Here is a 22,972-nt window from a genome sequence, read left to right on the forward strand (position 1 = left end):
TTTTCAAAGAAACTCTTATTCAAAATCAGCGATTTATGAGCCGTTGCTCATGGATTTCCTGTATTCTGAGCTTTCTCGAATTTTCCGGATAAACCTCAGAATGGTGAAAACGAGCCAACTTCCAGCAGTCGACCGAACTGTACCGCTAGAGCAGATATCTCAGTTCGCGGAAAGGGTCACCATTTTTACGGACGAACTTCGCGAGACGATTCTCGCACCGCGGCCGCGAAAAACCGCACCGATTTTTAAGACGGGGGAGATTGCAGACCTATGCAACATCTCCCACTCGCAAGTTCAGTACCTCGCGACCAAGGGCGATGGAGAATTGCCGCCAGGAAAGGCCGCCGGTACTGGGCGTACCCGGACCTTCACGCTGGAGGAGGCACGCATCTGGGTGCAGAAGGTCTCCGACATTTATCAGACGCCGCTCGTCACAGGCACGAGAGAGCCTGAAGGAAAAATCATTATCACCGCCCAGCTCAAGGGCGGCTCGGCCAAGACTACCACGACTATGTGTCTGGCTCAGGGGCTGACATTGCGTGGCCGAAAAGTCCTGGTTGTCGACCTGGATCCTCAGGCCTCGCTCTCGGAACTGTGTGGTTTGTATGCCGAGAAGGATGTCACGCCGGAAGACACGGTCTTGCCCTATATCTATGATCAGCAAATCGAAGGGGGACTACAGGGAAGCATCCAGTCAACCTATTGGGATGGCCTTGACTTGATTCCAGCGCACACCGAACTGATTGGGGCAGAGTTCCATCTGCCCGCGATGCAGAAAATCAAGCCTGGCTTTCGCTTCTGGACGGTGCTGAGGGAAGGGTTGGAGCCATTGCGCAAGCACTATGACTATATCCTCATGGATACGTCTCCCTCGCTTTCCTACATGAACCTGAACGCCTTGCTTGCGGCAGACGCGATGGTAATGCCGATGGTTCCTGAGAACCTGGACTTCATCAGCTCGCTGTCTTTCTGGCGCTTGTTTTCAGACGTCTCCAAAAGCTTCATCAAGTATGAAGCCGACAAGAAATACGACTTCGTCTCGTTGTTGCTCTCCAAGGTCGATTATGGGCGCACCTCGTCGGCACCCATCGTGCGTGCCTGGGCGCAGAGCGCTTATGAGAAGTGGCTGCATTCGATCGAAGTGCCGGCGAGTTCGGTGATGAGCACTGGGGCGCTGGCATTCTCGACGGTGTTCGACGTGAGTAGCACACATAGCGCGGCCAAGTCGCTGACCCGCGTGCGTCAGCCGATCATGGACTATTGCCGGTGGTTGGATGAGATCTACGCAGAAAAATGGAGGAGCGCGCAATGAGCAATATGCGAGAACAGCTGCTGGCTAAGACGGCGGGCATCCGCAAGACCTCGGCAATTAATCAGGACGAAGTCAAGCGTAGCGACCGAACCCAGACCGCGCCTGGCCTCACTGGGGCACTTGCCGTTGCGCAACTCCGTGTCCAGGAGTTGGAGGCAACCGGCGTCGCGTCGCAACTGGCTGTTGCCGATATTGTGCCGAACCCATGGCAGCCTCGGCGCGTGTTCAATGAACTCAAGCTGTCAGAGCTTGCAGAGTCCATTCGTGAGGTGGGGCTCATGCAGCCTATCGTGGTACGCCGCGCTGAATCCGGCTACCAGATTGTGGCAGGGGAGCGCCGCTGGCGCGCCCACAAAATGCTTGGGCTCGATACCGTCAAGGCCGTCGTCGTGGAGTGTTCTGATGCTGATATGGCGGTGCTCGCCATGGTCGAGAATATCAGCCGTGACGACCTTTCCGACTATGAAATCGCGCTGTCTGTCCGGCAGACGGAGAAGGAATTTCCGTCCCGCGTACGACTTGCGGAGGCGCTCGGCCTGTCCAAGAGCGGTCTCTATCGATTCCTTAGCTTCGCGCAGTTGCCAGATTTCGTGTTGAAGGATCTCGACCTTCAGCCGCGACTGCTTGGCGGAAGCGCGGCCGAAGCCATTGTCACAACGATTCGGAAGTATGGAGAAGCCGGCAACGATGCTGCGAAGGAGATTTGGCCGCTCGTAGCATCGGGAAAGATGGAGCAAGGTAAAGTCGCTGGCGCTATCAAAGCACTCGCAACCCGGCGCGCTTCGGCGCCAAGTTCCGCGAGTGAGCGAAGCATTGACAAGTTTTTTTCTGGCAAGGAACAGGCTGGTTCCATTACGAAGGACGTCAACGGCTTCACTGTGAAAATCAGAGCTGGGGTCCTGTCCGAGGCCCTGGAGACGCAAATCCGGCAGCTCATTAGCGAATCGTTTCACCACCAGCCCAAGTAAGTACAGCTTCAGGTAACCACGCCCGCTTCGAGCGGGCTTTTTTTTGCCCAACGCTCAGCATGGGCCACGCGCGCTGACCTTCCGAGGTTGGGACGGTCCCTGGCACGTCTTGGTGATCTTCCCAGTTTGGGGCGGTGCCAGGCGCGGCTCAATGATCTTCCCAAGTTGGGACGGTGCCCCGCACGCATGGCTCGCCAACCTTTCCAAGTTGGGACGGTCCGCACGGCTCACCGACCTTCCCAAGTTGGGACGGTGCCCCGCACAGCTCGCCGACCTTCCCAAGTTGGGACGGTGCCCCGCACAGCTCGCCGACCTTCCCAAATTGGGACGGTGCCCCGCACGCACGGCTCGCCAACCTTCCTAAGTTGGGGCGGTGCCCCCACGGCTCGCCGACCTTCCCAAGTTGGGACGGAGCCCCGCACAGTTCGCCGACCTTCCCAAGTTGGGACGGTGCCCCTCACGGCTCGCCAACCTTCCCAAGTTGGGACGGTGCCCCGCACGGCTCGCCAAGCTTCCCAAGTTGGGACGGTGCCCCGCACGGCTCGCCAAGCTTCCCAAGTTGGGACGGTGCCCGGCATGGCTCGCCAATCGTCCCAAGTTGGGACGGTGCCCGTACGGCTCGTCGACCTTCCCGGTTGGGACGGTGCCCGGCGCGCCTCACCGACCTTCCCAAATTGGGACGGTGTCAGGCACGGATCCCCAGCCTTCCCAAGTTGGGACGATGCCCCGCACGGCTCGCCGACCTTCCCAAGTTGGGACGGTGCCCCGCACAGCTCGCCGACCTTCCCAAGTTGGGACGGTGCCCCGCACAGTTCGCCGACCTTCCCAAGTTGGGACGGTGCCCCCCACAGCTCGCCGACCTTCCCAAGTTGGGACGGTGCCCCGCATGGCTCGCCACGCTTCCCAAGTTGGGGCGGTGCCCCGCACGGCTCACCGATCTTCCCAAGTTGGGACGGTGCCCGGCATGGCTCACCGATCTTCCCAAGTTGGGACGGTGCCCGGCATGGCTCACCGACCTTCCCAAATTGGGACGGCCCCGCACGGATGCCAGCCTTCCCAAGTTGGGACGGTGCCCCCCACGGCTCGCCAAGCTTCCCAAGTTGGGACGGTGCCCGGCATGGCTCGCCAATCGTCCCAAGTTGGGACGGTGCCCGTACGGCTCGCCAAGCTTCCCAGGTTGGGACGATGCCCCGCACGGCTCGCGCCGACCTTCGCAAGTTGGGACGGTGTCAGGCACGGCTCGCCAGCCTTCCCAAGTTGGGACGGTGCCCCGCACGGCTCACCGATCTTCCCAAGTTGGGACGGTGCCCGGCATGGCTCGCCAATCGTCCCAAGTTGGGACGGTGCCCGTACGGCTCGCCAAGCTTCCCAGGTTGGGACGATGCCCCGCACGGCTCGCCGACCTTCGCAAGTTGGGACGGTGTCAGGCACGGCTCGCCAGCCTTCCCAAGTCGGGACGGTGCCCCGCACGGCTCGCCACGCTTCCCAAGTTGGGACGGTGCCCCGCACGGCTCACCGATCTTCCCAAGTTGGGACGATGCCCGGCATGGCTCACCGACCTTCCCAAATTGGGACGATGCCCGGCATGGCTCACCGACCTTCCCAAATTGGGACGGCCCCGCACGGATGCCAGCCTTCCCAAGTTGGGACGGTGCCCCCCACGGCTCGCCAACCTTCCCAAGTTGGGACGGTGCCAGATATGCGCGCGCCGACCTTCCAAGTTGATCCGCTGCTAGGCCCGCTTTACGACCACCTCAAGTTGTGATGGTCCCATCTACGGCTGCTAGTTTTCCTAACCTGGGACGCTCATAGTGCGGCTCGCCGACCTTCCCAAGTTGGGACGGTGCCCGTACGGCTCGCCGACCGTCCCAAGTTGGGACGGTGCCCCGCACGGCTCACCGACCTTCCCAAGTTGGGACGGTCCCCGCACGGCTCACCGACCTTCCCGCGTTGGGCGACGCCGGCATTCGAGTCCGCCTGGTGCCTCCGCCGCGGAGTCCCCGGAAAATATTGGCTCGATCCAGGTGCGACGGCCGGCCTCTCAACGGTATGGCAAGCGCGGACGTACCCCGGCCACATAACCGCATGCGCCAATGCTAGGTCAGCTTGACTTCGACCCAACCGCAGGGAATTTATTGCTCACCGGGCAGAGCCATAGAGTGTTCTCGCACCCGGTTCTTCACCGCCTTCCACGGCCAGCCGAAGGCAACCGCCCCACACAGCGAGAGAGCGCAGGAATGGCTGGCGTCTGACACGCTACGCGGCGCCCGGGATTTTGCCGGCCAGCGCAAGAGCTACATCTTCCAGCGCCTCGTGGGTGTACCGCCGCGTGGTATTGATGTCGCGGTGTCGCAGGGCGCGCTGCACGTCGGTTACCGGCACGCCGGCGCGTAGCAGATGCGTGGCATGCGTATGCCGCAGCCAGTGCGTCGACGCACCTCGGAGCCTGGCCGCCTCTTCGCTGCGGTCCTCCCGCTCCAGACGGTCGGCCGCTTCCGCAAATGCTGTACGCACGATGGCATAGATTCCCTGGCGCGTACGAAGCGGCCGGCTTAGCTTTCGCTGTAGCTCAAACGGATCGACCGGCGGCACAGCGCGTTGACGCCCACCGGCGATCGCCGGGATGACCGCTGCGGTGTCGGTGGGGCTAGGCATGGGCGGCAGCCCCACCAGACGGCGAAAGCGTGCCAGTTCGTCCATCGCGTTGTCGCAGGGCACCAGTTGATCGTTGCCCCCCTTGGCTTGACGGATGCGCACGGTCCAGAACGCACGGGACCGGCCAGGATGGCGTTCGAAATCCGCCCAAGTTAGTGCAGCCACCTCGGAGGCGCGCAGCCCCGTCTGGAACAGCAGCGCAACTAGCAGGCGGTCGCGCGCCTGGTGTAGCTGCGCCCACCGCGTCGGCGCCGGGCGTGCTTCAATCGCTTCGAATACCGCTGCCACCTGTTCCAGTTCGAGGAACCTCCGCTGGGAGCCGGGCCCTGTGGCAGAGCGCTCTCGCGGCACTGGCGCGAACGGATTGATCCGCAGAGCCCCAACCCGTACCAGCCAGTCGAACAGGCTACCCACGATGACTGCGCTCTGGCGTCGCGATGCTTCGGAAAGCGGGCCGCGCAGCGGTCGCCAAGCCGCGCTGCCGCGGCGAACTCGGCCGTTGCTGACCGCGTGCGCGGGCGGGTCACGCAAGAAGGTAAGGTAGTCGCTGGCATGAGTCACCTGCCAGGTGGCCAGAGGCCGGCCCTGCGCGTCCGCATACCAAAGCAAGCGCCGCGCCTCGAGCTCATACTGACTGCAGGTGCTGGCGCGCAGACCGAGACCCGCGGCGGCCTTGGCGTCTAGCCATGCGCGCACCAGCTCGGCGTCGGAAAGCCCGCCCGGCAATACTGGGCTAGGCAGTGCGTTCGGCGTGAGGGGCGACGTATTCATGGGAGGCTTGGGGCAGGGGTAGTCTGGGCCGCGTCAATGGCAGGGCCCGGCGACGGTGGCCGGGCGGCCAGCGCATAGACCGGACAAAGCCAGCGCCGGGTTCTCGGCCCTGTGATCCATTATATCCAGCTAATCATTTACCATTATTCGGATAATGGTAAATAGTGTTCTCCGTCCGCAAGGGCATCGCAGGCCCAGGCCAATATCGTCGGCGGGAAGGAAGTCATTCCACGACAGGGGCCGGGCAGTCCCGCCTATTGCCGCATTGCTGACCACCTCTAAGGCATCCTTGCCGTGGGTGTCGAAACCCCAGCGGATGCAGGCCACGCCGCGCACGTGGGTGCTGCCGGGCCGCCCACCTGAGACCAAAGCGGCTGCGGCTGAAGCCCGGCTAACGGACGGCGCCCGGGGGCATAATAAGGCACTGATTTTTAACGATTTTATCGACACCTCCATTCGTACCGCCCGGAAATGCATAGCAAAACGCAATGCCGATAATTATTGAGCTGTACCCGCAAGTTTTCGACAGACTAATGGCGGGGGAGACCGCCCGCCCAACGCTGTCCCCCCCTTTCACTCATCGCCAGAGAAGTCGGCCAGCCAACGCGGACAGCATTTGGGCTACGCGCACAAAGTCAATCTGATTTCGAGCCTGTATCGTCTTGACCGTGCCGACTACCGGTGCAGTTCCGAAATGATCTGTTCGGCCAGGAAGTCGCAAGGCGGGCGATTGGACTTTGCGCTGCGCGCCAGGACAAGCTCCAACGAGGCGAGTTCGGGCAGTCTCTGCGGCTGGCCAAGGATGGTGAAATGCTGTGGGACTGCGCATCGCGCGAGCGGTGCCACCGCCCATCCTGCTTCGACCATGCTGAGCAGCCCGAGCAGGCTGGGACTCTCGTAGGACATCCGGTAGGCGATCCTGGCTCGCTCCAGGCTACGGATCGCATTGTCACGGGCGACGCTGCCCGACTGGAATACGGCAATCGGCAGCGGTCGCTCGTTCCAGATTTCATGAGCGCCCGGCGTGGCGGCCCATCATCGGTTCCACCCGAATGAACTCCCCCGAAAGTCCCTTCACTCGCGCTGCGCAGACTAGTTCGACCGGATTCGCTTTCTCCTCAAGCGTAAGGACACGGCCGAACCAAAGCGCGAGGGGATTTTGTCCGGGCATGGTTGGCCTCGCGCGAGGGCAAGCTTGTGTTGAAGCGGATGAGGCTGGAGGCATCGTCCGTATCCGAAGACATCATCCTGGCGAATTCAGAGTTGGCATGGTACCTGGGCCAATTTGTGTTTGGGCGTATGGCCTCCTTGCGCGCCTGAAGGCCGCAGCTTTCCTGCCTGGCTGATCGTGTTAGCGCGCTAAACAACTATTGCGCGGCGCGATGTTCGATCTCCGCGACGCTAGCAAGTGGATCCGAAGTTGTTGTTGCTGCGGATGCGAGGCTTGATGGGGAGGTCATATACGCCAGACTGGTCCCGGAACTTCCACGATCCAGCAGTCAGGTGCGCGGGAAAAAGACAGCCGAGACACTCATCAAAGCCCAGCAGGTCGTGCGTCGAGAGGTCTGGTGGGGCAACCGGTGTGCCATGCTTGGCCAGATAGGCGGGCGATGCGCAGGCCACTAGGCGGTGCGCAGCGAAGCGTCAAATGGCGATCCAAGCTGGATGGCCGCCTCGAAGCCTTCGCTGACGAGGTCAACGCAGCGGTCAACAAGCAACAACTCCACTTGCACTTGCGGGTACCGATCGAGGTAATTGGCGACCATGGGAGCAAGGCCAAAACTGCCAAATGTCACTGGCGCCGCAATACACAGCCTGCTGCGTGGATTCGTGACCTTGGCACCCCCAGGGAATTCGGCGTCGGGCGCTGCAAGCAGCGTTTCGCAACGTGGACGCTCCGCTCATAAGCCGTTCCGATTCGGAATGGCAGGTGGCAGGTCGCTCCGATTCAGCGCTGCGAAGGAATGTTGCCGCCGTCGACGATGAGCTCGGTGCCGGTGACGTAGCTGGCCTCGTCCGACAGAAGGAAACGGACCACGCGCCCGATCTCCGCGGGGGTGCCGAGGCGGCCCAGCTGGATGCGGCGCTCGAAGGTGCCTTCGGGCAGGGCATCGATTGCAGGTTGAAGCATCGGTGTGTGGATCTGTCCGGGAGAGACGGCGTTGATGCGGATGCGGTCGCGGCCCAGGCTGTCCGCGAGCGAGCGCACCAGCGAGAGCAGGCCGCCCTTGGAGGCAGAGTAGGCCGGAATCAAGGCGTTGCCAAGCGTGGCATTGATCGACGCAATGCCGACGACTGCCGCGCCGGGTTGCGCGCGCAGGTCAGGTAGCATGGCCTGCACGAGCAGGGCCATGGCGCGCAGATTGACATCAAGCACGGCGTCCCAGCGCGCCTGTGTAAGGCCGTCGATCCCGCTCTGGTCCACCACGCCGGCAGCATGAACCATGCCGCCCAGCGCAGGCAGGGAGGCGCGGGTGCGAACCAGCGCGTCTTCCAGGCCGGCCGGGGCGCGGAGGTCGATGCCGAGTCCGAAGGCGGGCACGCCATAGCGATCGGCGATCGCCGCCGCTACGGCACGCGCCTTGTCCTCCTGGATGTCCCAGATGGCGACCGGCCGGCCGATCGCAGCCAGGGCCGCTGCGCAAGCCTCTCCGATGCCGGACGCGCCGCCAGTAACGACGACCGCGCTGGCCGGAGTGTTGAGGGCCACGCGCAAGTCGTTGGCAGCAGGATGTTGGGTCGTCACTTGATGTTTCTCCCGGATGTCATGGTTGGTGGCAAGCTGCGATAGACGCGGCTGACATGCGCATTGTTTCCGGTCACGCCCGGTGCGACATAGTCCAAATGGAGCAAAAACTACCGGGACGGAGACAACTTTCCGCCGTAGCACCCTTCCGGCCGGGGCGATGTGACCGCTGGGCGCACCGTCAGCTCGCTGAGTGGCGTCGGCAGGGCGTATTCACCTCAACCGAGCGGAATGATGCTTTGCAGAACGGTTTGCACCAGTGCCGCTTGCCGGGTCACGCCCGTCTTGGAGAACACGGCACGCAAGTGTGCGCGTGCGGTATTGCGGCGGATGTCCAGCTCCTGCGCGGCTTCGTCCAGCGACATGCCCTGGGTCAGCAATAGCACGAGCGATGCCTCCGCCCGGGTGAATTCGAACATGTTGCGCAGCAGATCGGCCGACGCCAGTGCCTTTTGGTCGGGGTCGCGAATAAACACGGCCACAGCGGGTTGGCGCGGGCGCTGTGCCCACTTTTGGGCGGCAATGGGGCGTACCAGCAGCCCCAGCCTTGCGTGGTCGCCTTGGCGCGATACGGACAGTCCGATCGGTATGCCGGGCTGCACCGAGTCGCGCAATGTCATGGCTTGCCGTATTAATGCCTGCAGCTTGCGGTTTTCTTGCGCAGAGTCGACCATCAACTGGCCGTTGCAGGCCATCAGGCCGTCTTTTTCCGCCAGCAGGGCGTCGGCCAAGCCGTTGGTGGTGAGGATCTGGCCGGTGTCATCCAGGATGACCGAGCCGATGAGCAGCCTGTCCACTGTGCCGGCGTACAAGCGCCGCTCAGACTCCGTAGTGTTGAGATTTGCGTGGATACGGACCGCGCGCTGCAGGTGCGGCACGATGCGCTGGCACAGTGCCTTGTCGGCATTGGAGAAGCTGTCGCTCCCGTGCGGGCGGCACACCCGCAAGCGACACTCCATGCCTTGCTCGGGGCGGATGTCTACGCCCATGATGTGAAGCACGTCGTAGGGCTTGTTGAAGAAGCGATAGATCTCACTCTCCAGCCATCTGGTCTCGCCGATCAGTTCATACGCGGTCAGGACTTGCTCGTTGGGCAGGTTGACGAATGGGTCGATCGCATAGAAATGCTGGGCATAGGCGCCGGTGCCGACGGTGGTGTCGACGGCGCTGGACGTGATCATCAGGCCGGGTGACGTGTTCGACGGCGGTCGCAGCACCAGTGTCACGTAATTGGCAGCCAGCAGGTGTCGCAAAGCGTCGAGCAGCGACTGCCATGGGATGTCAAGCAGCGGGCCGTCGTACACCAGCCCAATCAGATCGCTGATCTCGTCGACGCCGAGCGCAGACTGGCCGGGGTGCTGGACGTCGAGCCAAGGGGGGCGTGTCATGGGTACTTTCTCAGTTCTGCGGTGCAATGCAGCCACGGCATTGCACCATCCGGTGCTTCGGTGCCGCCGGCCTGTGGTCGACCGAAGATCTTAGCGACTTGTCCGTGCGGTGACAGTGGGTGTTTCCCCGACGCCAGCCCCGGCGACGCCCGCCGGGTGGCGGGAGGTCGTCCCAACAGACTAGCTTTGGGCACTTCCGCGCAATGTCGCTCCCAAATGTGCCGAATCTAGTCCGTCGGGACCATGTCCATGAAGTGGCCACGCCAGAACAATACGGCTGTGAGCACAGAGCTATCACGGAGGAGACATGGAAGCGCAGCATATCCTGCAGACAACACCGCCCGACAACCGCTACGCCCGCGGCTGGCATTGCCTCGGGCAGGCGTCAGACTACAAAGACGGCAAGCCACATCGGCTCGACATCTTCGGTACGCGCCTGGTAGCGTTCACTGGCGAGGACGGGCGCATCCGTATCCTTGACGCGTGGTGCCCGCATATGGGCGCGGACCTGGCCCTCGGCGAGGTGAAGGGCAAGGCCATCGTGTGCCGCTTTCATGGCTGGCACTGGAATGGCGAAGGCGCCTGCGAGCACGTGCCGTGCGCCAAGCGTATTCCGCCAAAGGCGCGCACACGTGCGTGGACTGTCTGCGAGCAGAACCACCTGCTGTTCATCTGGCACGATCCCGAGGGCGCGCCGCCGCCACCCGCGGTGGCGGTACCGCGCATCAGCGCCTGCTTCACGGGTGAGTGGACCGGGTGGACGATCCGCAAGATGGTGATCGGCACCAATTGCCGCGAGCTTGTCGATAACCTGGCGGATGTCGCCCATTTCGGGCCGGTGCACGGCTCACCAGCCGTCTACTTCTGCAACACGTTCGACCGCCACATCGGCTACCAGATGTTCCGCGGCGAGGAGAGCGAGTTGCTTGGCCGGGGCTTGGTTGCGGACAGCGCGTATTTCGGGCCCGCCTACCACGTGACGCGCATGACGGCGGAGGTGGACGGCAAGCCCCTTGACACCATTCTACTCAATTGCCACGTGCCGATCGACTCGCAGAGCTTTGAGCTGCGCTACGGCGTCATGGTCAAGAAGGTGCCGGGGCAGTCGGAGGAACAGAACCAGGAGATGGCGCAGGCCTATGTGGAGCAGGCGCAAGCCTCCTTCTTTCAGGACGTGGAGATCTGGCACAACAAGATCCGCGTCGACCGCCCCGTGCTTAGCGACGCCGACGGTCCGATCTATCAGCTACGCGAGTGGTACCGCCAGTTCTACACCGATGTCGCCGATCTACCTGCTGACCATGACCGCAAGAAGGTCTTCGAGCGGCGCGACGGCACTTGGCACACGCTCGATGCCGTGCCGCCGGAGGCGGTGAGCAAGCTGCACCAGATCTGATTAAGGAGAGGGTTATGCGACTGGAAGGAAAAGTGGCGCTGATCACTGGCGCCGGGTCCGGCATGGGGCGGGCCATGGCCGTGCGCTTTGCGGCCGAGGGTGCGGCGGTGGTTGTCGTCGACCGCGACGCCGGCGCCGCGCAAGCGACCCTCGACATGATCGGCGGCGAAGCGCACGGTATGGCGCGCGGCTGCGATGTCGCGGACAGCGGGGCCGTGCGGGCGCTGCACGAGGCGGTTGCGCAGCGCTGGGGGAGGCTCGACATTCTTGTCAACAACGCAGGCATCGGGCAAGTGCCGGGAGACGGTTTTGAGCACTATCAGGAGCGCGCGGCCGAGCGTGGGCGGCAACTGGCGGCCGGCGAGACGCCCACCGTCTATACCGACATGATCGTCGACCTCAACGATGCCGGCTGGCAGCGTGTGGTGGACGTGAATCTCAACGGTACGTTTTATTGCTCCCGTGAGGCTGTGCGGCTTATGACACGCGCGGGGGTGGGCGGCGCCATTGTCAATATCGCCAGCGTCTCGGCGCTGAGCGGCGAAGGTCCCCTCAGCTATTGCGCGTCAAAGGCGGCAGTGCTCGGCCTTACCCGTTGCCTGGCGCGCGACCTGGGCCCGCGTGGCATCCGCGTCAATGCGATCTGCCCGGGACCCACGCGCACGCCGATGATGCAGTCCATCAGCGACGAATGGGTGCGGAGCCTGGAGCGTGCCATCCCGCTGGGCCGCATGGCCGAGCCGGAAGAGATCGCGGCGGCGGCACTGTTCCTGGTGAGCGGGGACGGCAGGCAAATGACGGGCCAGACGCTGTCCGTCAGCGGCGGCATGGCAATGATTTAACGGCGCAGGCGCGAGGGCGACGCGTTCGGGTCGTTGTCCTGCCTCAACGGAAGGATAAAAGGGAGAGCAGCATGCGAGTAACGGGACGTTTGCAAGACAAGGTGGCGCTGATCAGTGGCGCGGGCACGGGGATCGGCGCTGCCACGGCTGCGCGCTTCGCGGCCGAAGGAGCGAAGGTGATGCTGTGCGGGCGCCGCGAGGCGCCGCTGCGCGCCGTGGCCGAAGAGATCCGGTCGCACGGCGGCGATGCCGCGTGGATTCGGGCCGATGTGACCAACGAGGCGGACGTGGAGCGGGTGGTGATACAGACCGTCGCACAATTTGGCGGCCTGCATGTCATGGTCAACAACGCTGTCAACTATACCTGGGGCACGCTCGACGAGGTCAGCACGGAATCCTGGCGGCAATGCCTGAGTGGCAGCCTGGATGTCGCCTTCTTTGGCACGCGCGCGGCGCTGCGAGTGATGAAGGCGGCCGGCGGCGGTGCCATCGTCAACCTGGGTTCGGTGGTGGGCCTGCTCGGCAGTCCAGGGCTGTCGGCCTATGGCGCCGCCAAGGCGGGCGTGCTCAACTTCAGCCGTGCCGTGGCGCTCGAGGGCGCGGCCCACAATGTACGCGTCAACGTGGTGATTCCCGGTGTCGTCTGGAGCGAGGGAACGCGCGAGGCGCTTGTCAGCGAGGAAATCGCCCGCGGTACCGCGCGCGCCGTGCCGCTGGGGCGCTTGGGCGAGCCGCACGAGGTGGCTGGCGCCATCCTGTTCCTGGCCTCGGATGAAGCTTCCTATATCACCGGGCAGAGCCTGGTCGTCGATGGTGGCAAGACCTGCCGGCTCGATGTGGGCGCGACCGACTACGTGTCGCAGACGTCAGCCGAGCGGCGCGCTGAGCCGCAGGCAAACTGAGCGCATCCCCCGAATTGACCAAGGAGAGGCAAGTGACAACAGACATGGCGCTGGACGCAGCGCAAACGGAATCTTTGCAGGCCCGACTCGACCGGCTGGAGTCGATCGAGGAGATCCGCATGCTGCCGGCCAAGTATGCGCTGGCGCTCGACATGCGCGACCTCGATGCCTGGACCAGCCTGTTTCCCGAGGACGTGGCGGTGGGCAAAGACCAGGTGGGCCGCGAGCACCTGCGGCGCTGGATGGACGAGACCCTGCGCAACCAGTTCACGGTGACCTCGCACCACGTCGGCGGACACATCATCGAGTTCCAGGACGCGGACCATGCAAGCGGCGTGGTGTATTCCAAGAACGAGCACGAGACCGGCCCGGAATGGGTCATCATGCAAATGCTCTACTGGGACGACTACGAGCGCATTGGCGGGCGCTGGCATTTCCGGCGCCGCCTTCCGTGTTACCTCTACGCGAGCGACCTGAACAAGCCGCCCATTGGCGACAAGAAGATGCGCTGGCCGGGCCGCGAACCCTACGATGGATCCTGGCACGCGCTGTGGCCCTCGTGGAAGGCGTTCTGGAACGCCAAGCCCGACGCGTCGCTGCCAAGCATCGCCGAGCCGGTACCGCTGGATCGCTTTCTGGCGACGATGCGCCGCGGCTCCGTGCTGCCCAAGGTCCGCACGCGCTGACGCCATGCCGAAATCGACCGAGGAATCCCAGAGATGAGCACCCGCCTGTTCGAGCCACTGCTGCTCGGCGACATTGCACTCGCCAATCGCATCGTGATGGCGCCGATGACGCGCAGCCGCGCCGGCGCGGGTGACCTGCCCACTGACCTGCACCAGACATACTACGCCCAGCGTGCGGGCGCCGGGCTGATCGTCGCGGAAGGAACTTACCCGAGCCGGCACGGCAAGGGCTACTGCCGTACTCCGGGCATCGAGACCGCCACGCAGATCGACGCCTGGCGCGAAGTGACCGGCATCGTGCGGAGCCAGGGCGCGGCGATGGTGCTGCAACTGATGCACGTGGGGCGCGTAGCGACGCGCCATAACAAGGCGGCGGACGCGCAGACGGTGGCGCCCTCGGGCATCCGCGCGCGCGGCACCATCTACGCCGATGGCCATGGCCTGGTCGAGATGGAGACGCCACACGCACTGACCGGGCACGAAATCGTGGCCGTCATCAACGAGTATCGTCAAGCCGCCGTCAATGCGCGGGCCGCGGGATTCGACGGCGTTGAGCTGCATTGCAGCAGCGGCTATCTGCCGATGCAATTCCTGCTCGCTTGCGCCAACCAGCGCAGGGACGGCTACGGCGGATCGCTGACGGCGCGGCTGCGCTTCGTCGTGGAGACGCTCGAGGCAATCGCCGGCGCGATCGGGGTAGGGCGCGTGGGTCTGCGTATCTGTCCTGACAACCCCTATAACGACATGCAGGATGACGACCCCACCGCCACATACAGCGCTTTGCTTGATGCCGTGGCGCCGATCGGGCTGGCCTACCTGCACGTGAGCCGCTCGCCGAATCCTGCGCTGGATGCCTTCGCGCTGGCCCGTCGGCATTTCGGCGGCGCGCTCATCCTCAATGACGGCTTTGACGGCTCAAGCGCCGAGCGTGCAGTGGCCGGCGGCGTCGGCGAGGCGGTCTCGTTCGCCCGCCATTTCATCGCCAATCCCGACCTGCCTGTGCGCCTGCGGCACAGTGCACCGTTGGCCGCGTTCGACCGCACGCTGCTATATACGCCGGGTGCGCGTGGCTACACGGACTATCCGGGCGCCGCTGCGCTTGCCGCGAGTGGCCAGATCGTTCCCCAAGGAGGTTTGCAACCGTGAGCGACTGCCTGCCTCTCATTCCAACCATTCCCAACGCTGTGGCGCGCACGGCGCGGCTGTACGCGGATGCCGTGGCCATCGAGGAAGATGGCCTGTCGATGCAATACAGCGCGCTGCACGAGGCGGCACGCGCCGCCGCGCGTGCGCTGATGGCGCTGGGCGTTGCGCCCGGCGAGCGCGTCGCCGTCTGGGCGCCGAACCTGCACGAGTGGATCGTCGCAGCGCTCGGCATCCAGATGGCCGGCGGCGTGCTGGTACCGCTCAACACCCGGCTCAAGGGCGGCGAGGCTGCCGACATTCTCACGCGCAGCGGTGCGCGGGTGCTGATCAGCATCGGCGAATTCCTGGGCGTCGACTATCCCGCGATGCTGGGCGGGCATGCGCTGCCGGCCTTGCAGCAGCGCGTCATTCTGCGCGGCGAGCGCGAAGGAGCCCTGTCCTGGGAGGCCTTTCTCGCGCGCGCCGAAGACACCCCCGAGGCCATGCTTGACGCGCGCATCGCCGCACTGACACCGGACAGTCCGTCCGACCTGCTTTACACATCCGGCACCACGGGCCGGCCCAAGGGCGTGATCACGACGCACGGGCAGAATCTGCGCGCCTTTTCCGACTGGTCCTATATCGTCGGCCTGCGCGCCGGCGACCGTTACCTGATCATCAATCCCTTTTTCCATGCTTTCGGCTACAAGGCTGGCTGGCTCGCGGCCCTGCTTCGCGGCGCCACCATCCTGCCGCTGGCGCAGTTCGACGCCGAAGCCGTGTTGGCGCGCGTCGAGCGGTACCGCGTCAGTTTCCTGCCTGGCTCGCCCACGCTCTACCTGAGCTTGCTTGCCCATCCGCGGCTGGACGCATACGATTTGTCATCGCTACGCGTGGCTGTCACGGGGGCGGCGTCGATCGCGCCCGAGCTGATCCGGCGCATGCGCAAGGTGCTTGGTTTTGACGTCGTGCTCACTGCTTACGGACTGACGGAGTGCTGCGGCCTGGCGACCGTCTGCCGGCTCGGCGACGCGCTGCAAACTATCGCCAACACGAGTGGGCGTCCGCTCGCCGGTGTGGAGATTCGCTGCGTAGACGTTGAAGGAAACGACGTCGCCGCCGGTGAGCCGGGCGAAGTCTGGATCCGCGGCTACAACGTCATGCGTGGGTACTTCTACGACGACGCCGCCACACGCGAGGCCATCGACTCCGCGGGGTGGCTGCATACAGGCGACATCGGCAACCTCGACGCCGTTGGAAACCTGAGTATCACCGGCCGGCTCAAGGACATGTTCATCGTCGGCGGCTTTAATTGCTATCCCGCAGAGATCGAGCACCTGATTGGCGCGCATCCGGCGGTGGCGCAGGTCGCCGTCGTCGGCGTACCCGATGCGCGCCTGGGCGAAGTTGGCCGCGCCTTCGTGGTATTGCGAGAGGGCGAGCGCCTGAATGCGGAGGCGTTGCTGGAATGGTGCCGACCCCGGCTGGCCAACTACAAGATGCCGCGCTCCGTGACCTTTATGGCGGCCCTGCCCACCAATGCCGCGGGCAAGGTCGAAAAGCTTGACCTGATGAGCAAATTCCAGAGCGCGTGAGGTCTGTGCTGACCAGGGGCGACGCCTGCCAACATCGAGGCAAGCCTTACGCTATTCGCGTTCAGCTCAATATCTACTTTGCGCGGACAGCGACTCGTCAAACTCCCGTCCCTTCCGAAGCCCCATACCGTCAGGGTTCGTAGGTTTTGTTATCGAGCAGATATTTTTGAAAAAAGAGCGGCGGAACTGGGCCAAACCGAAAGTTTCATGATCATGAAATTATGAAAGTGGCGGCTACCGAACGGTGCAAAGAATTGGGCCGCAAAGAGGTTGGCCAACATCCGAGACGTAAGCCCAGGGGCGATGACTGGCCATTTTGCTGAGGGCACGAATTATTTGACAAGCCACAGCCGTACTGCGGCCCAGGCTATTGCACCTTTGAATCTCTTCCGGAATAGTGCTCGTCAAGATGGAATGGAAGCGACCGAAGGACGAAGGGGACAGGGAAGCAGTCGAGTGGCAGCGGAAGAATCGGGCCGCGCTGCGCTACCTCTTCACCGTTGGCCTCCTCCCCGGAATTCTGTCGACAGTAGAGCGGCCGCGCCGGCGGGAGTACAGCGCCGAATTCAAGGCGATGGTCCCGGAACAGGTTCGCCCGGCGGGAGCTTCGGTGGCGGGGGTTGCGCTCAGCCACGGGCTGAACCCGAACATGGTGCATCGATGGATGCGCGAAGACCGTTAGCGCCAGATGCTGGCGGCGTTGAGCGAGGGCCGTGTGTTTGCTCCGCTGCAGGTCGACCAGGTATCGGAAGATAAATGCGTTAGGGACTGTGGATGAGATTACTGCAAAGCTGGTTGACATACTGACGTAGTCTCGGCTTTCAGAGGGGCTTCCAAAAGCCACCTTCACTCCGCCATTCAACGCAGAGTGCAGTGCAGCCACGCGAATGCTCTGCGCCATGGTGCTTCATTTCCGGCGGCAATTCTTTGCGGTAGGCGTTTCGTCGACGCCGAAGGATGCCGCATTGCCATCTCCAACCCAGGAGCAATTTCATGAAGCGACTCAATGTAGAGGTTTGGTCAGATTTCGTGTGTCCGTGGTGCTGGATTGCAAAGCGCCGCCTAGAGAAGGCGGCGAAGGCCCTAGCGGGTACGGTCGAGGTGGTGGTCTCCCAAAGATCCTACCGGCTTGCGCGAGGCTTGGTCCCCGAGGATTTCAGCAGCGCGCTTTACAAGAATTTGGTAACCGAATCGCTGCCGACGGGATGATGGATGCAGTCACTCAGATGGGCGCCATCGAAAGGTTGGTGTACAACTTTGGCACTATGCGGTTTGGCGATACGACCGACGCTCATATGCTGGTGAAGTTAGCCGACCCCGCCGAACAGCACCGGCTAATCGAACGGATCTTCTCTGCAGCCACCACGGAAGGGCTTGACATCTTTGATAGGAGCGTCCTTAGCGGTATTGCGAAGGACGTAGGGACCGGAGGTCAGATCAATTTCGATGACAGCCGTATCGTAGCGGAGATCGAGCACGAAGAGATGGCCGCGAATCGAGTTGCCAACGGTGTGCCTCTCTTCGTGTTGAACGGGAAATCTTACCTGTCAGGTGCACGAGAGGTTGCGGTGTTCGAGAGAGCTCTTCTCCAGGCTGCGATAGACGCTCCAGAGGGGCTGGCCGACATCGGTGCGATCTGTGGGTGCCGAAGGCTGCAAAATCTAGCAAGTTTATGGCGGGTGGTCGTTTCGAAGACGGTGTATGGACTCATTCTCGGTCCAGTGCCCGGTCTGTGGGATGGCTGTGGGTCGCATAGCGACCCGTTTCCGCCGTTCGGGCTTGCGCAGTCGCTATGGCTGCTTCCAAGGAATAACGGCCCGTCCAACCAGAGAAGGGGGTAGGGGCTTCGATGTGCAGAGAGCAGTGTAGTGGACCCGCGCTCGCGTTGAGTGCGGATCCTGCACTGCCGCATTGCGCGCGTTGTCATGCCGGCCTGACTGTGCCGGGGCGTGGTGCATCTCGCCGACGCGCCGGCACGGGAGGCGTAGACGCTAGTGGCCTGCGGTGAGGATCAGGGCATCGAGCGCCACCGCGCCTTCCCCTTGTGGTCCGACCCATACCGGATTAAGTTCGGCTTCTTCGATTTCGGGATGGCTAACTGCGAAACCCGATACCTGCACAAGCAGGTTCGCAAGGGCGTCAACATCGGCGGACGGGGCATCCCGGAAGGCGCCTAGATAGGCGGCATTGCGGAGCTCGCTAAGCATGTCTAGCGCGTCTTCCTTGCCGATGGGCAGGACGCGATGCGAGACATCCTTCAGAAGTTCGACAAAGATGCCGCCCAGACCGACCGTGAGCACCGGGCCGAACGCCGGATCCCGATGCACGCCGACCAGCATTTCGCGGCCACGTGTATCGTACATACGTTCCATCAGTACACCATCGATCGTGGCGTTCGGCCGCCGAGCCGCCACATCGGCGAGGATCCGTGCGTATGCGGCAGTGGCCTGCTCCTCGGAGCGGATGTTGAGATGTACCCCTTTGACCTCAGTCTTATGCAGGATTTGCGCGCTCGATACCTTCATGACCAGTGGGAACCCGATCTCAGCGGCGACCGATTCTACTTCGTCTGCGCTGCGCACCAGCACCCCACGTGGCACGGTAATGCCACTCTGTCCGAGTATGCGCTTGGCGGTGGCTTCGTTGTACGGCAAGAGGTGTCGCGCTGGGGTGGCAGCCGCAGGAGGCGGTGCGACCAATGTCGCACCCTCGCGAGCCTTCGGAGCGGCAAGTTTCAGCGCATTGAGCGCCTTCGAAAGCGAGACGAACGGCGCCAGTCCGGCTTCCTCCAGCATGCGAAAACCAGCGCCGTGCCGCCGGCTCATCCAGACGGGTACGATGGGCCGGGGGGCGTTTGCGCTGGCGTCGATGATGGCGCTGGCGATGTTGTCCGTCACCGGGCCATAGTCCGCAGGGATCGGCACCAGCACGGCGCCGACATCGGGATCTTCCGCGACCAGGCGCAGGCACCCGGCCAGTGCGTCGGTGCGCTTGAGCGCTTCGGCGGTCACGTCGACCGGATTGCTGACCGCCGCGAAGCCCGGCAGGCGCTCGCGCAGGCCCTCGGTCGTAGCCGGCAGGAAGTCGGCAAGCTCCAGACCCTGCAATCCCGCCTGGTCCGCCGCCATGGCAGCGGCGCCGCCCGAAAACGTGAGAATGGCCAGCTTGCGCGAGGTCGGCGGACGCTCGCCGGCTAGCAAACGGCTGACAGCGACAAGATCATCGAGTTCCTCGACCTCGATCGCACCGAACTGCCGGAAGACAGCACTGTTCACCGCCGCCGCACCGGCAATCGAGCCAGTGTGCGATTGCGCGGCACGCACACCGTATTCGGAGCGTCCCACCTTCAGCACCACCACCGGCTTGCGATGCTGGCGCGCCAGGTCGAGCGCCGCAATCAGCCGAGTACCATGCTTGATGCCCTCAAGCAGCACGGCGATGACACGGATCTGCGGATCACTTGCCATATGAGCGATGAAATCCGGGGCGCCGAGGTCGAGTTCGTTGCCTCCCGACATCCACAGCGCCGCACCGACACCGTGTGAAAGCCCCTGCAGGATGTTGCGGCCCGAGCCTCCTCCCTGCGTCACGATGCCGACTGACCCCGCGTGGATGTCCGATTGGAACGCCGGCGAGAAAGTCATGCCGATGCGGTCGGTGAGGTTGGTCAGCCCCGGGCAGTTCGGCCCATATACGCGCAGCCCCGTCTCGTCGCACAGCTTTTTGATCTCCGCCTCGATCGCTTGGCCTTCCGCACCGGCCTCGGCGAAGCCCGACGACATTACGATGGCGAAAGGAATCTCCCTGGCGGCGCAATCGCGCAGCGCATCGAGGACCAGTTCGACTCGCACCATGACCAGCGCCACATCGATGGGCGCCGGCGGCACGGCTGCAACCGAAGGCCAGCAGCGGTAGCCCTCGGCGTCCTGCATCTTCGGATGAACGACGAACACTTCTCCGCGAAGCCGCGAATGCCTCGTCAGGTTCTCCAGCAGGCGTGCCCCTTCGCTGTTGGGCCGCTGCGAGCCGCCCACGACGAGGATGTTGCGAGGCCGCACGAGGCGGGACAGATCAGGGAATTCAGGCATCGGGAAAGTCTCCGTTTCTTCATTCAATTCGTACTCAAGTCGTTTGAGCCGGCAGTGAGCGTACTGCCTACCATACCGGTTAAGCGCGCTTTCTACTTGGACAGGCTGACACCCTTGGCGGCCACCAGCTTGCGCCATTTTTCGTACTCGGCGGACAGCATCTGCGTCACGACGGCCGAGCCTCCATTCAGGGGCACCATGTGAAGCTTGCGCAGATAGGCAACCGTGTCCGGTTCCCGCGTGATCTCTCCGACAACCGACTCCAGGCGTTTCAGCACGGCGGGCGGCGTGCGCGCGGGGGCCAGCAGAAAGAACGAGCCCGTGGTTTCGAAGCCCTTCAGCCCGGACTCCTCCATGGTCGGCACGTTCGGAAGCTCGCCGCTGCGCGTGCGGCTGCTGATGGCGAGCGGCCGGAATTTGCCGGCTTCGATGAACGACGCCGCACCCGCCACGTTGTCGAAGATGACGTCGATCTCGCCGGACAACAGCGCCTGCTCGGCGGGAGCGGCACCGCGGTAAGGTACGTGGGTCATCTCGATGCCGGCCATCTGCTTGAACAATTCGCCGGTCATGTGCATCGACGTGGTGACGCCGGCCGAGCCGAAGGTCAGGTGCCGCCGCCTGGCCTCCTGCAAGAGGTCGTCCACGCTGCGGATGTTGGACTGCGACGACACCACCAGCACGTTGGCGGAATACGCCAGCGGCGCGATGGGCGTGAGATCGCGCTTCCAGTCGTATTTGCTCTCCCCCAATGCCGCATCGACCGCAATGCCGGTGGTCCCGATCACAAGCGCATAGCCGTTGGGCTGCGCATGCACCGTCGTTTGCACGGCAATGGCGCCGCCCTTGCCCGGCCGGTTCTCGATCACGAATGGCTGGCCGAGTTTCTCGCCAAGGCGCTTCGCATAGAAGCGCGCCAACAGATCCGTGCCGCCGCCGGCAGCGAACCCGACCGCAATCTTTACCGGGGCGCTCGGATAGGCAGCAGTTTCCGCGCGTGCCATGCCCATCGGCGCCATGACCGCCGTCGCAGCGGCAAAGGCCAGTAGTTTCTTCATGGATCTCCTCCTGTCTGTTGATGTTTGCCTAGCGACTCTGTCGCTCCATCCAAGTTCTTTCACGTGTCCCTCGTCGCGTTACGCGGCCGCCAGCAAGTCATGCAGGCGCGGATACAGCACCGATGCGTCCAGCCGGTCGAGGCAGCCTGCCATTTCCCACAGCCCTCCGGCGCGCTCCTTGCCCAGGAGCGCGGAAGCCTTGCGCCGCAGCTTTGCGGTCTTCAAGCTGTACGGGACAGGTTCGGCAAGGTCCAGCCCCAGTGTCAGGCTGGCGCCCCCGCGCGTCTTGATGCTGACATGACACGCGGTGTCGGGCAGCGATGCATCGGTCTCGATAGCGATGCGGCGGGCCAAGGCAGTCAGTGCCGAATCCTGGCAGGCCGCGTCGGAAAACGACCCCAGGGCGCCGGTATCGATCTGGGCCAGCACCATGGCCGCCGTCATGGCCAGACTGAACTTCAGTTCCAGCCCGGTCCGCGGGGACGGGATGCAGCACACCGGCAGCCATTGCGGATGGATGACCAGGGTGACGGCCTCGATATCCTCGCACCGCAGCCTGCTCTGGTCGCGCAACGCCGTCAGGGCTTCCAGCGCGGGATGCGTGCCATGACAGCAGGCGTGGAACTTGTACTGGACATCCACGAAGCGGTGGCCTTCGGCCTCGAAGAGGTCGGTCGCGTCTGGCGAGGCGCCGTGGGTCGAGGCAAAGCCGCCGGCGCATTCGAGCGCATCCGGCCGCGCTACGAGGCCAAGAGAGGCCAGCGTCGCGCACTCCACGCCGTTGGCGGCCGCCATGCCGGCGTGGAACGGCTTGACCATCGTGCCAAACTGGCACTTCAGGCCTGCCGCGCGGGTTGCAGCGAGGCCGAGCGCATGGGACGCTTGCGCGGCGTCGAGCCCCAACAGGCGGGCTGCGGTGGCAGTCGCGTCGAACGTGCCCGATGTTGCCGTCTGGTGAAAGCCTGCGTTGTAGTGAGGACGGCCCAGCCACGCGCCGACCCGGCACGCGACCTCGACACCTGTCAGGAACGCCTCAAGCAGTTCCCGGCCGCTTGCCTGCGTTTGCTCGGCGACGGCCAGCGCCGCCGGCAGTACTGCCACGGTCGGATGGCCGACGAAGTCGAAATGCGTGTCGTCATAGTCCAGCGCGTGCGCCACGGTGCCGTTGAGCAGCGCGGCAGCCCGGGCGGGCACGCGCCCGGCAAGTCCGAAGGCACTGGCCTGCGGCGCACCGCCTTCCAGCGCGACCAGCTTGCGCACCGCGGCGCCGACGGGCTCCCGGGCGCCCGCGAGCGCCACCGTCAGGCCATCGAAGAACGACAGCCGGGCGATATCAAGGGCGTCGGCCGGTATCGGCGAGGTTCGGTCCACGGCAAAGCGCGCCGCCCGCTCCGTGATGCCGGTCATGGCAGGTACCTGGGTCATGGAAGCCTCCGCGCA

At 64.0% G+C, this 22,972-nt stretch carries 18 protein-coding genes and 2 pseudogenes; 12 read left to right on the forward strand and 8 right to left on the reverse strand.

The window, feature by feature from the left end:
• The first annotated feature begins 100 nt into the window (after nt 1-100).
• Together CNE_RS30210 and CNE_RS30215 are read left to right on the forward strand one after the other, a co-directional pair.
• Nucleotides 101-1,312: a ParA family protein gene (locus tag CNE_RS30210; protein ID WP_013958495.1), complete on the forward strand. Its 1,212-nt coding sequence runs from the start codon at nt 101-103 to the stop codon at nt 1,310-1,312.
• Complete coding sequence (locus CNE_RS30215; protein ID WP_013958496.1) at nt 1,309-2,280, forward strand: ParB/RepB/Spo0J family partition protein; 972 nt, start codon at nt 1,309-1,311, stop codon at nt 2,278-2,280. Before CNE_RS30210 ends, CNE_RS30215 begins: the two co-directional genes overlap by 4 nt.
• A 2,256-nt stretch (nt 2,281-4,536) precedes the next feature.
• On the opposite strand, the gene CNE_RS30220 is transcribed toward CNE_RS30215, so the two are convergent.
• Both CNE_RS30220 and CNE_RS30225 read right to left on the reverse strand, forming a co-directional pair.
• The gene (locus CNE_RS30220) at nt 4,537-5,706 is read right to left on the reverse strand and encodes a tyrosine-type recombinase/integrase (RefSeq protein WP_013958498.1); all 1,170 of its coding nucleotides are present in this window, start codon (nt 5,704-5,706) and stop codon (nt 4,537-4,539) included.
• A gap of 675 nt (nt 5,707-6,381) precedes the next feature.
• Nucleotides 6,382-6,820, reverse strand: a pseudogene (locus CNE_RS30225) (LysR substrate-binding domain-containing protein); the annotation flags it as partial.
• A 29-nt stretch (nt 6,821-6,849) separates the two neighbouring features.
• Between CNE_RS30225 and CNE_RS42305 the strand changes: the two are divergent.
• Nucleotides 6,850-7,026, forward strand: a pseudogene (locus CNE_RS42305) (replication initiation protein); the annotation flags it as partial.
• A 302-nt stretch (nt 7,027-7,328) separates the two neighbouring features.
• On the opposite strand, the gene CNE_RS39590 reads toward CNE_RS42305, so the two are convergent.
• The 3 genes from CNE_RS39590 to CNE_RS30240 all read right to left on the reverse strand — a co-directional run bounded on the left by CNE_RS39590 (nt 7,329) and on the right by CNE_RS30240 (nt 9,876).
• Nucleotides 7,329-7,583 (reverse strand): LysR substrate-binding domain-containing protein, encoded by a 255-nt coding sequence (locus tag CNE_RS39590; protein WP_148271714.1) that lies wholly within the window; start codon nt 7,581-7,583, stop codon nt 7,329-7,331.
• Nucleotides 7,584-7,654: 71 nt separating this feature from the next.
• Nucleotides 7,655-8,452 (reverse strand): SDR family NAD(P)-dependent oxidoreductase, encoded by a 798-nt coding sequence (locus CNE_RS30235; protein ID WP_013958504.1) that lies wholly within the window; start codon nt 8,450-8,452, stop codon nt 7,655-7,657.
• A 218-nt stretch (nt 8,453-8,670) separates the two neighbouring features.
• The gene (locus CNE_RS30240) at nt 8,671-9,876 is read right to left on the reverse strand and encodes a helix-turn-helix transcriptional regulator (protein WP_238553182.1); all 1,206 of its coding nucleotides are present in this window, start codon (nt 9,874-9,876) and stop codon (nt 8,671-8,673) included.
• A 271-nt stretch (nt 9,877-10,147) separates the two neighbouring features.
• Here CNE_RS30240 and CNE_RS30245 point away from each other — a divergent pair, with 271 nt between their 5' ends.
• The 9 genes from CNE_RS30245 to CNE_RS42950 all read left to right on the forward strand — a co-directional run bounded on the left by CNE_RS30245 (nt 10,148) and on the right by CNE_RS42950 (nt 18,227).
• The gene (locus tag CNE_RS30245; RefSeq protein ID WP_013958506.1) at nt 10,148-11,236 is read left to right on the forward strand and encodes a Rieske 2Fe-2S domain-containing protein; all 1,089 of its coding nucleotides are present in this window, start codon (nt 10,148-10,150) and stop codon (nt 11,234-11,236) included.
• 14 nt (nt 11,237-11,250) lie between these two features.
• Nucleotides 11,251-12,078: an SDR family NAD(P)-dependent oxidoreductase gene (locus CNE_RS30250; protein WP_013958507.1), complete on the forward strand. Its 828-nt coding sequence runs from the start codon at nt 11,251-11,253 to the stop codon at nt 12,076-12,078.
• 71 nt (nt 12,079-12,149) lie between these two features.
• Nucleotides 12,150-12,980: an SDR family NAD(P)-dependent oxidoreductase gene (locus CNE_RS30255; RefSeq protein WP_013958508.1), complete on the forward strand. Its 831-nt coding sequence runs from the start codon at nt 12,150-12,152 to the stop codon at nt 12,978-12,980.
• Between the two features lie 44 nt (nt 12,981-13,024).
• Nucleotides 13,025-13,666 (forward strand): nuclear transport factor 2 family protein, encoded by a 642-nt coding sequence (locus CNE_RS30260; protein WP_013958509.1) that lies wholly within the window; start codon nt 13,025-13,027, stop codon nt 13,664-13,666.
• Nucleotides 13,667-13,699: 33 nt separating this feature from the next.
• Nucleotides 13,700-14,812, forward strand: coding sequence for an alkene reductase (locus tag CNE_RS30265; protein ID WP_013958510.1), 1,113 nt, complete (start codon nt 13,700-13,702; stop codon nt 14,810-14,812).
• Nucleotides 14,809-16,386 carry a FadD3 family acyl-CoA ligase gene (locus CNE_RS30270; RefSeq protein ID WP_013958511.1) on the forward strand — a complete coding sequence of 526 codons (1,578 nt, stop codon included), beginning with the start codon at nt 14,809-14,811 and terminating at the stop codon, nt 16,384-16,386. The genes CNE_RS30265 and CNE_RS30270 overlap by 4 nt, the downstream gene beginning before the upstream one ends.
• Nucleotides 16,387-16,783: 397 nt before the next feature.
• Nucleotides 16,784-17,068: a transposase gene (locus CNE_RS38730; protein ID WP_049800691.1), complete on the forward strand. Its 285-nt coding sequence runs from the start codon at nt 16,784-16,786 to the stop codon at nt 17,066-17,068.
• Between the two features lie 311 nt (nt 17,069-17,379).
• Nucleotides 17,380-17,595: a DsbA family protein gene (locus tag CNE_RS42945; protein ID WP_063712358.1), complete on the forward strand. Its 216-nt coding sequence runs from the start codon at nt 17,380-17,382 to the stop codon at nt 17,593-17,595.
• Nucleotides 17,596-17,612: 17 nt separating this feature from the next.
• Nucleotides 17,613-18,227: a DsbA family protein gene (locus CNE_RS42950; RefSeq protein ID WP_319609741.1), complete on the forward strand. Its 615-nt coding sequence runs from the start codon at nt 17,613-17,615 to the stop codon at nt 18,225-18,227.
• A 150-nt stretch (nt 18,228-18,377) separates the two neighbouring features.
• Here CNE_RS42950 and CNE_RS30285 read toward each other — a convergent pair whose 3' ends face one another.
• The 3 genes from CNE_RS30285 to CNE_RS30295 all read right to left on the reverse strand — a co-directional run bounded on the left by CNE_RS30285 (nt 18,378) and on the right by CNE_RS30295 (nt 22,957).
• The gene (locus CNE_RS30285; protein ID WP_013958512.1) at nt 18,378-20,474 is read right to left on the reverse strand and encodes an acetate--CoA ligase family protein; all 2,097 of its coding nucleotides are present in this window, start codon (nt 20,472-20,474) and stop codon (nt 18,378-18,380) included.
• Nucleotides 20,475-20,566: 92 nt separating this feature from the next.
• A complete protein-coding gene (locus tag CNE_RS30290) occupies nt 20,567-21,532 on the reverse strand; it encodes a tripartite tricarboxylate transporter substrate binding protein (protein WP_013958513.1) in 966 nt (321 codons plus the stop codon).
• Nucleotides 21,533-21,610: 78 nt separating this feature from the next.
• Nucleotides 21,611-22,957, reverse strand: coding sequence for an MmgE/PrpD family protein (locus tag CNE_RS30295; protein ID WP_013958514.1), 1,347 nt, complete (start codon nt 22,955-22,957; stop codon nt 21,611-21,613).
• Nucleotides 22,958-22,972 lie beyond the last annotated feature (15 nt).

This window comes from Cupriavidus necator N-1 (assembly GCF_000219215.1).
Classification (GTDB): Bacteria; Pseudomonadota; Gammaproteobacteria; order Burkholderiales; family Burkholderiaceae; genus Cupriavidus; species Cupriavidus necator.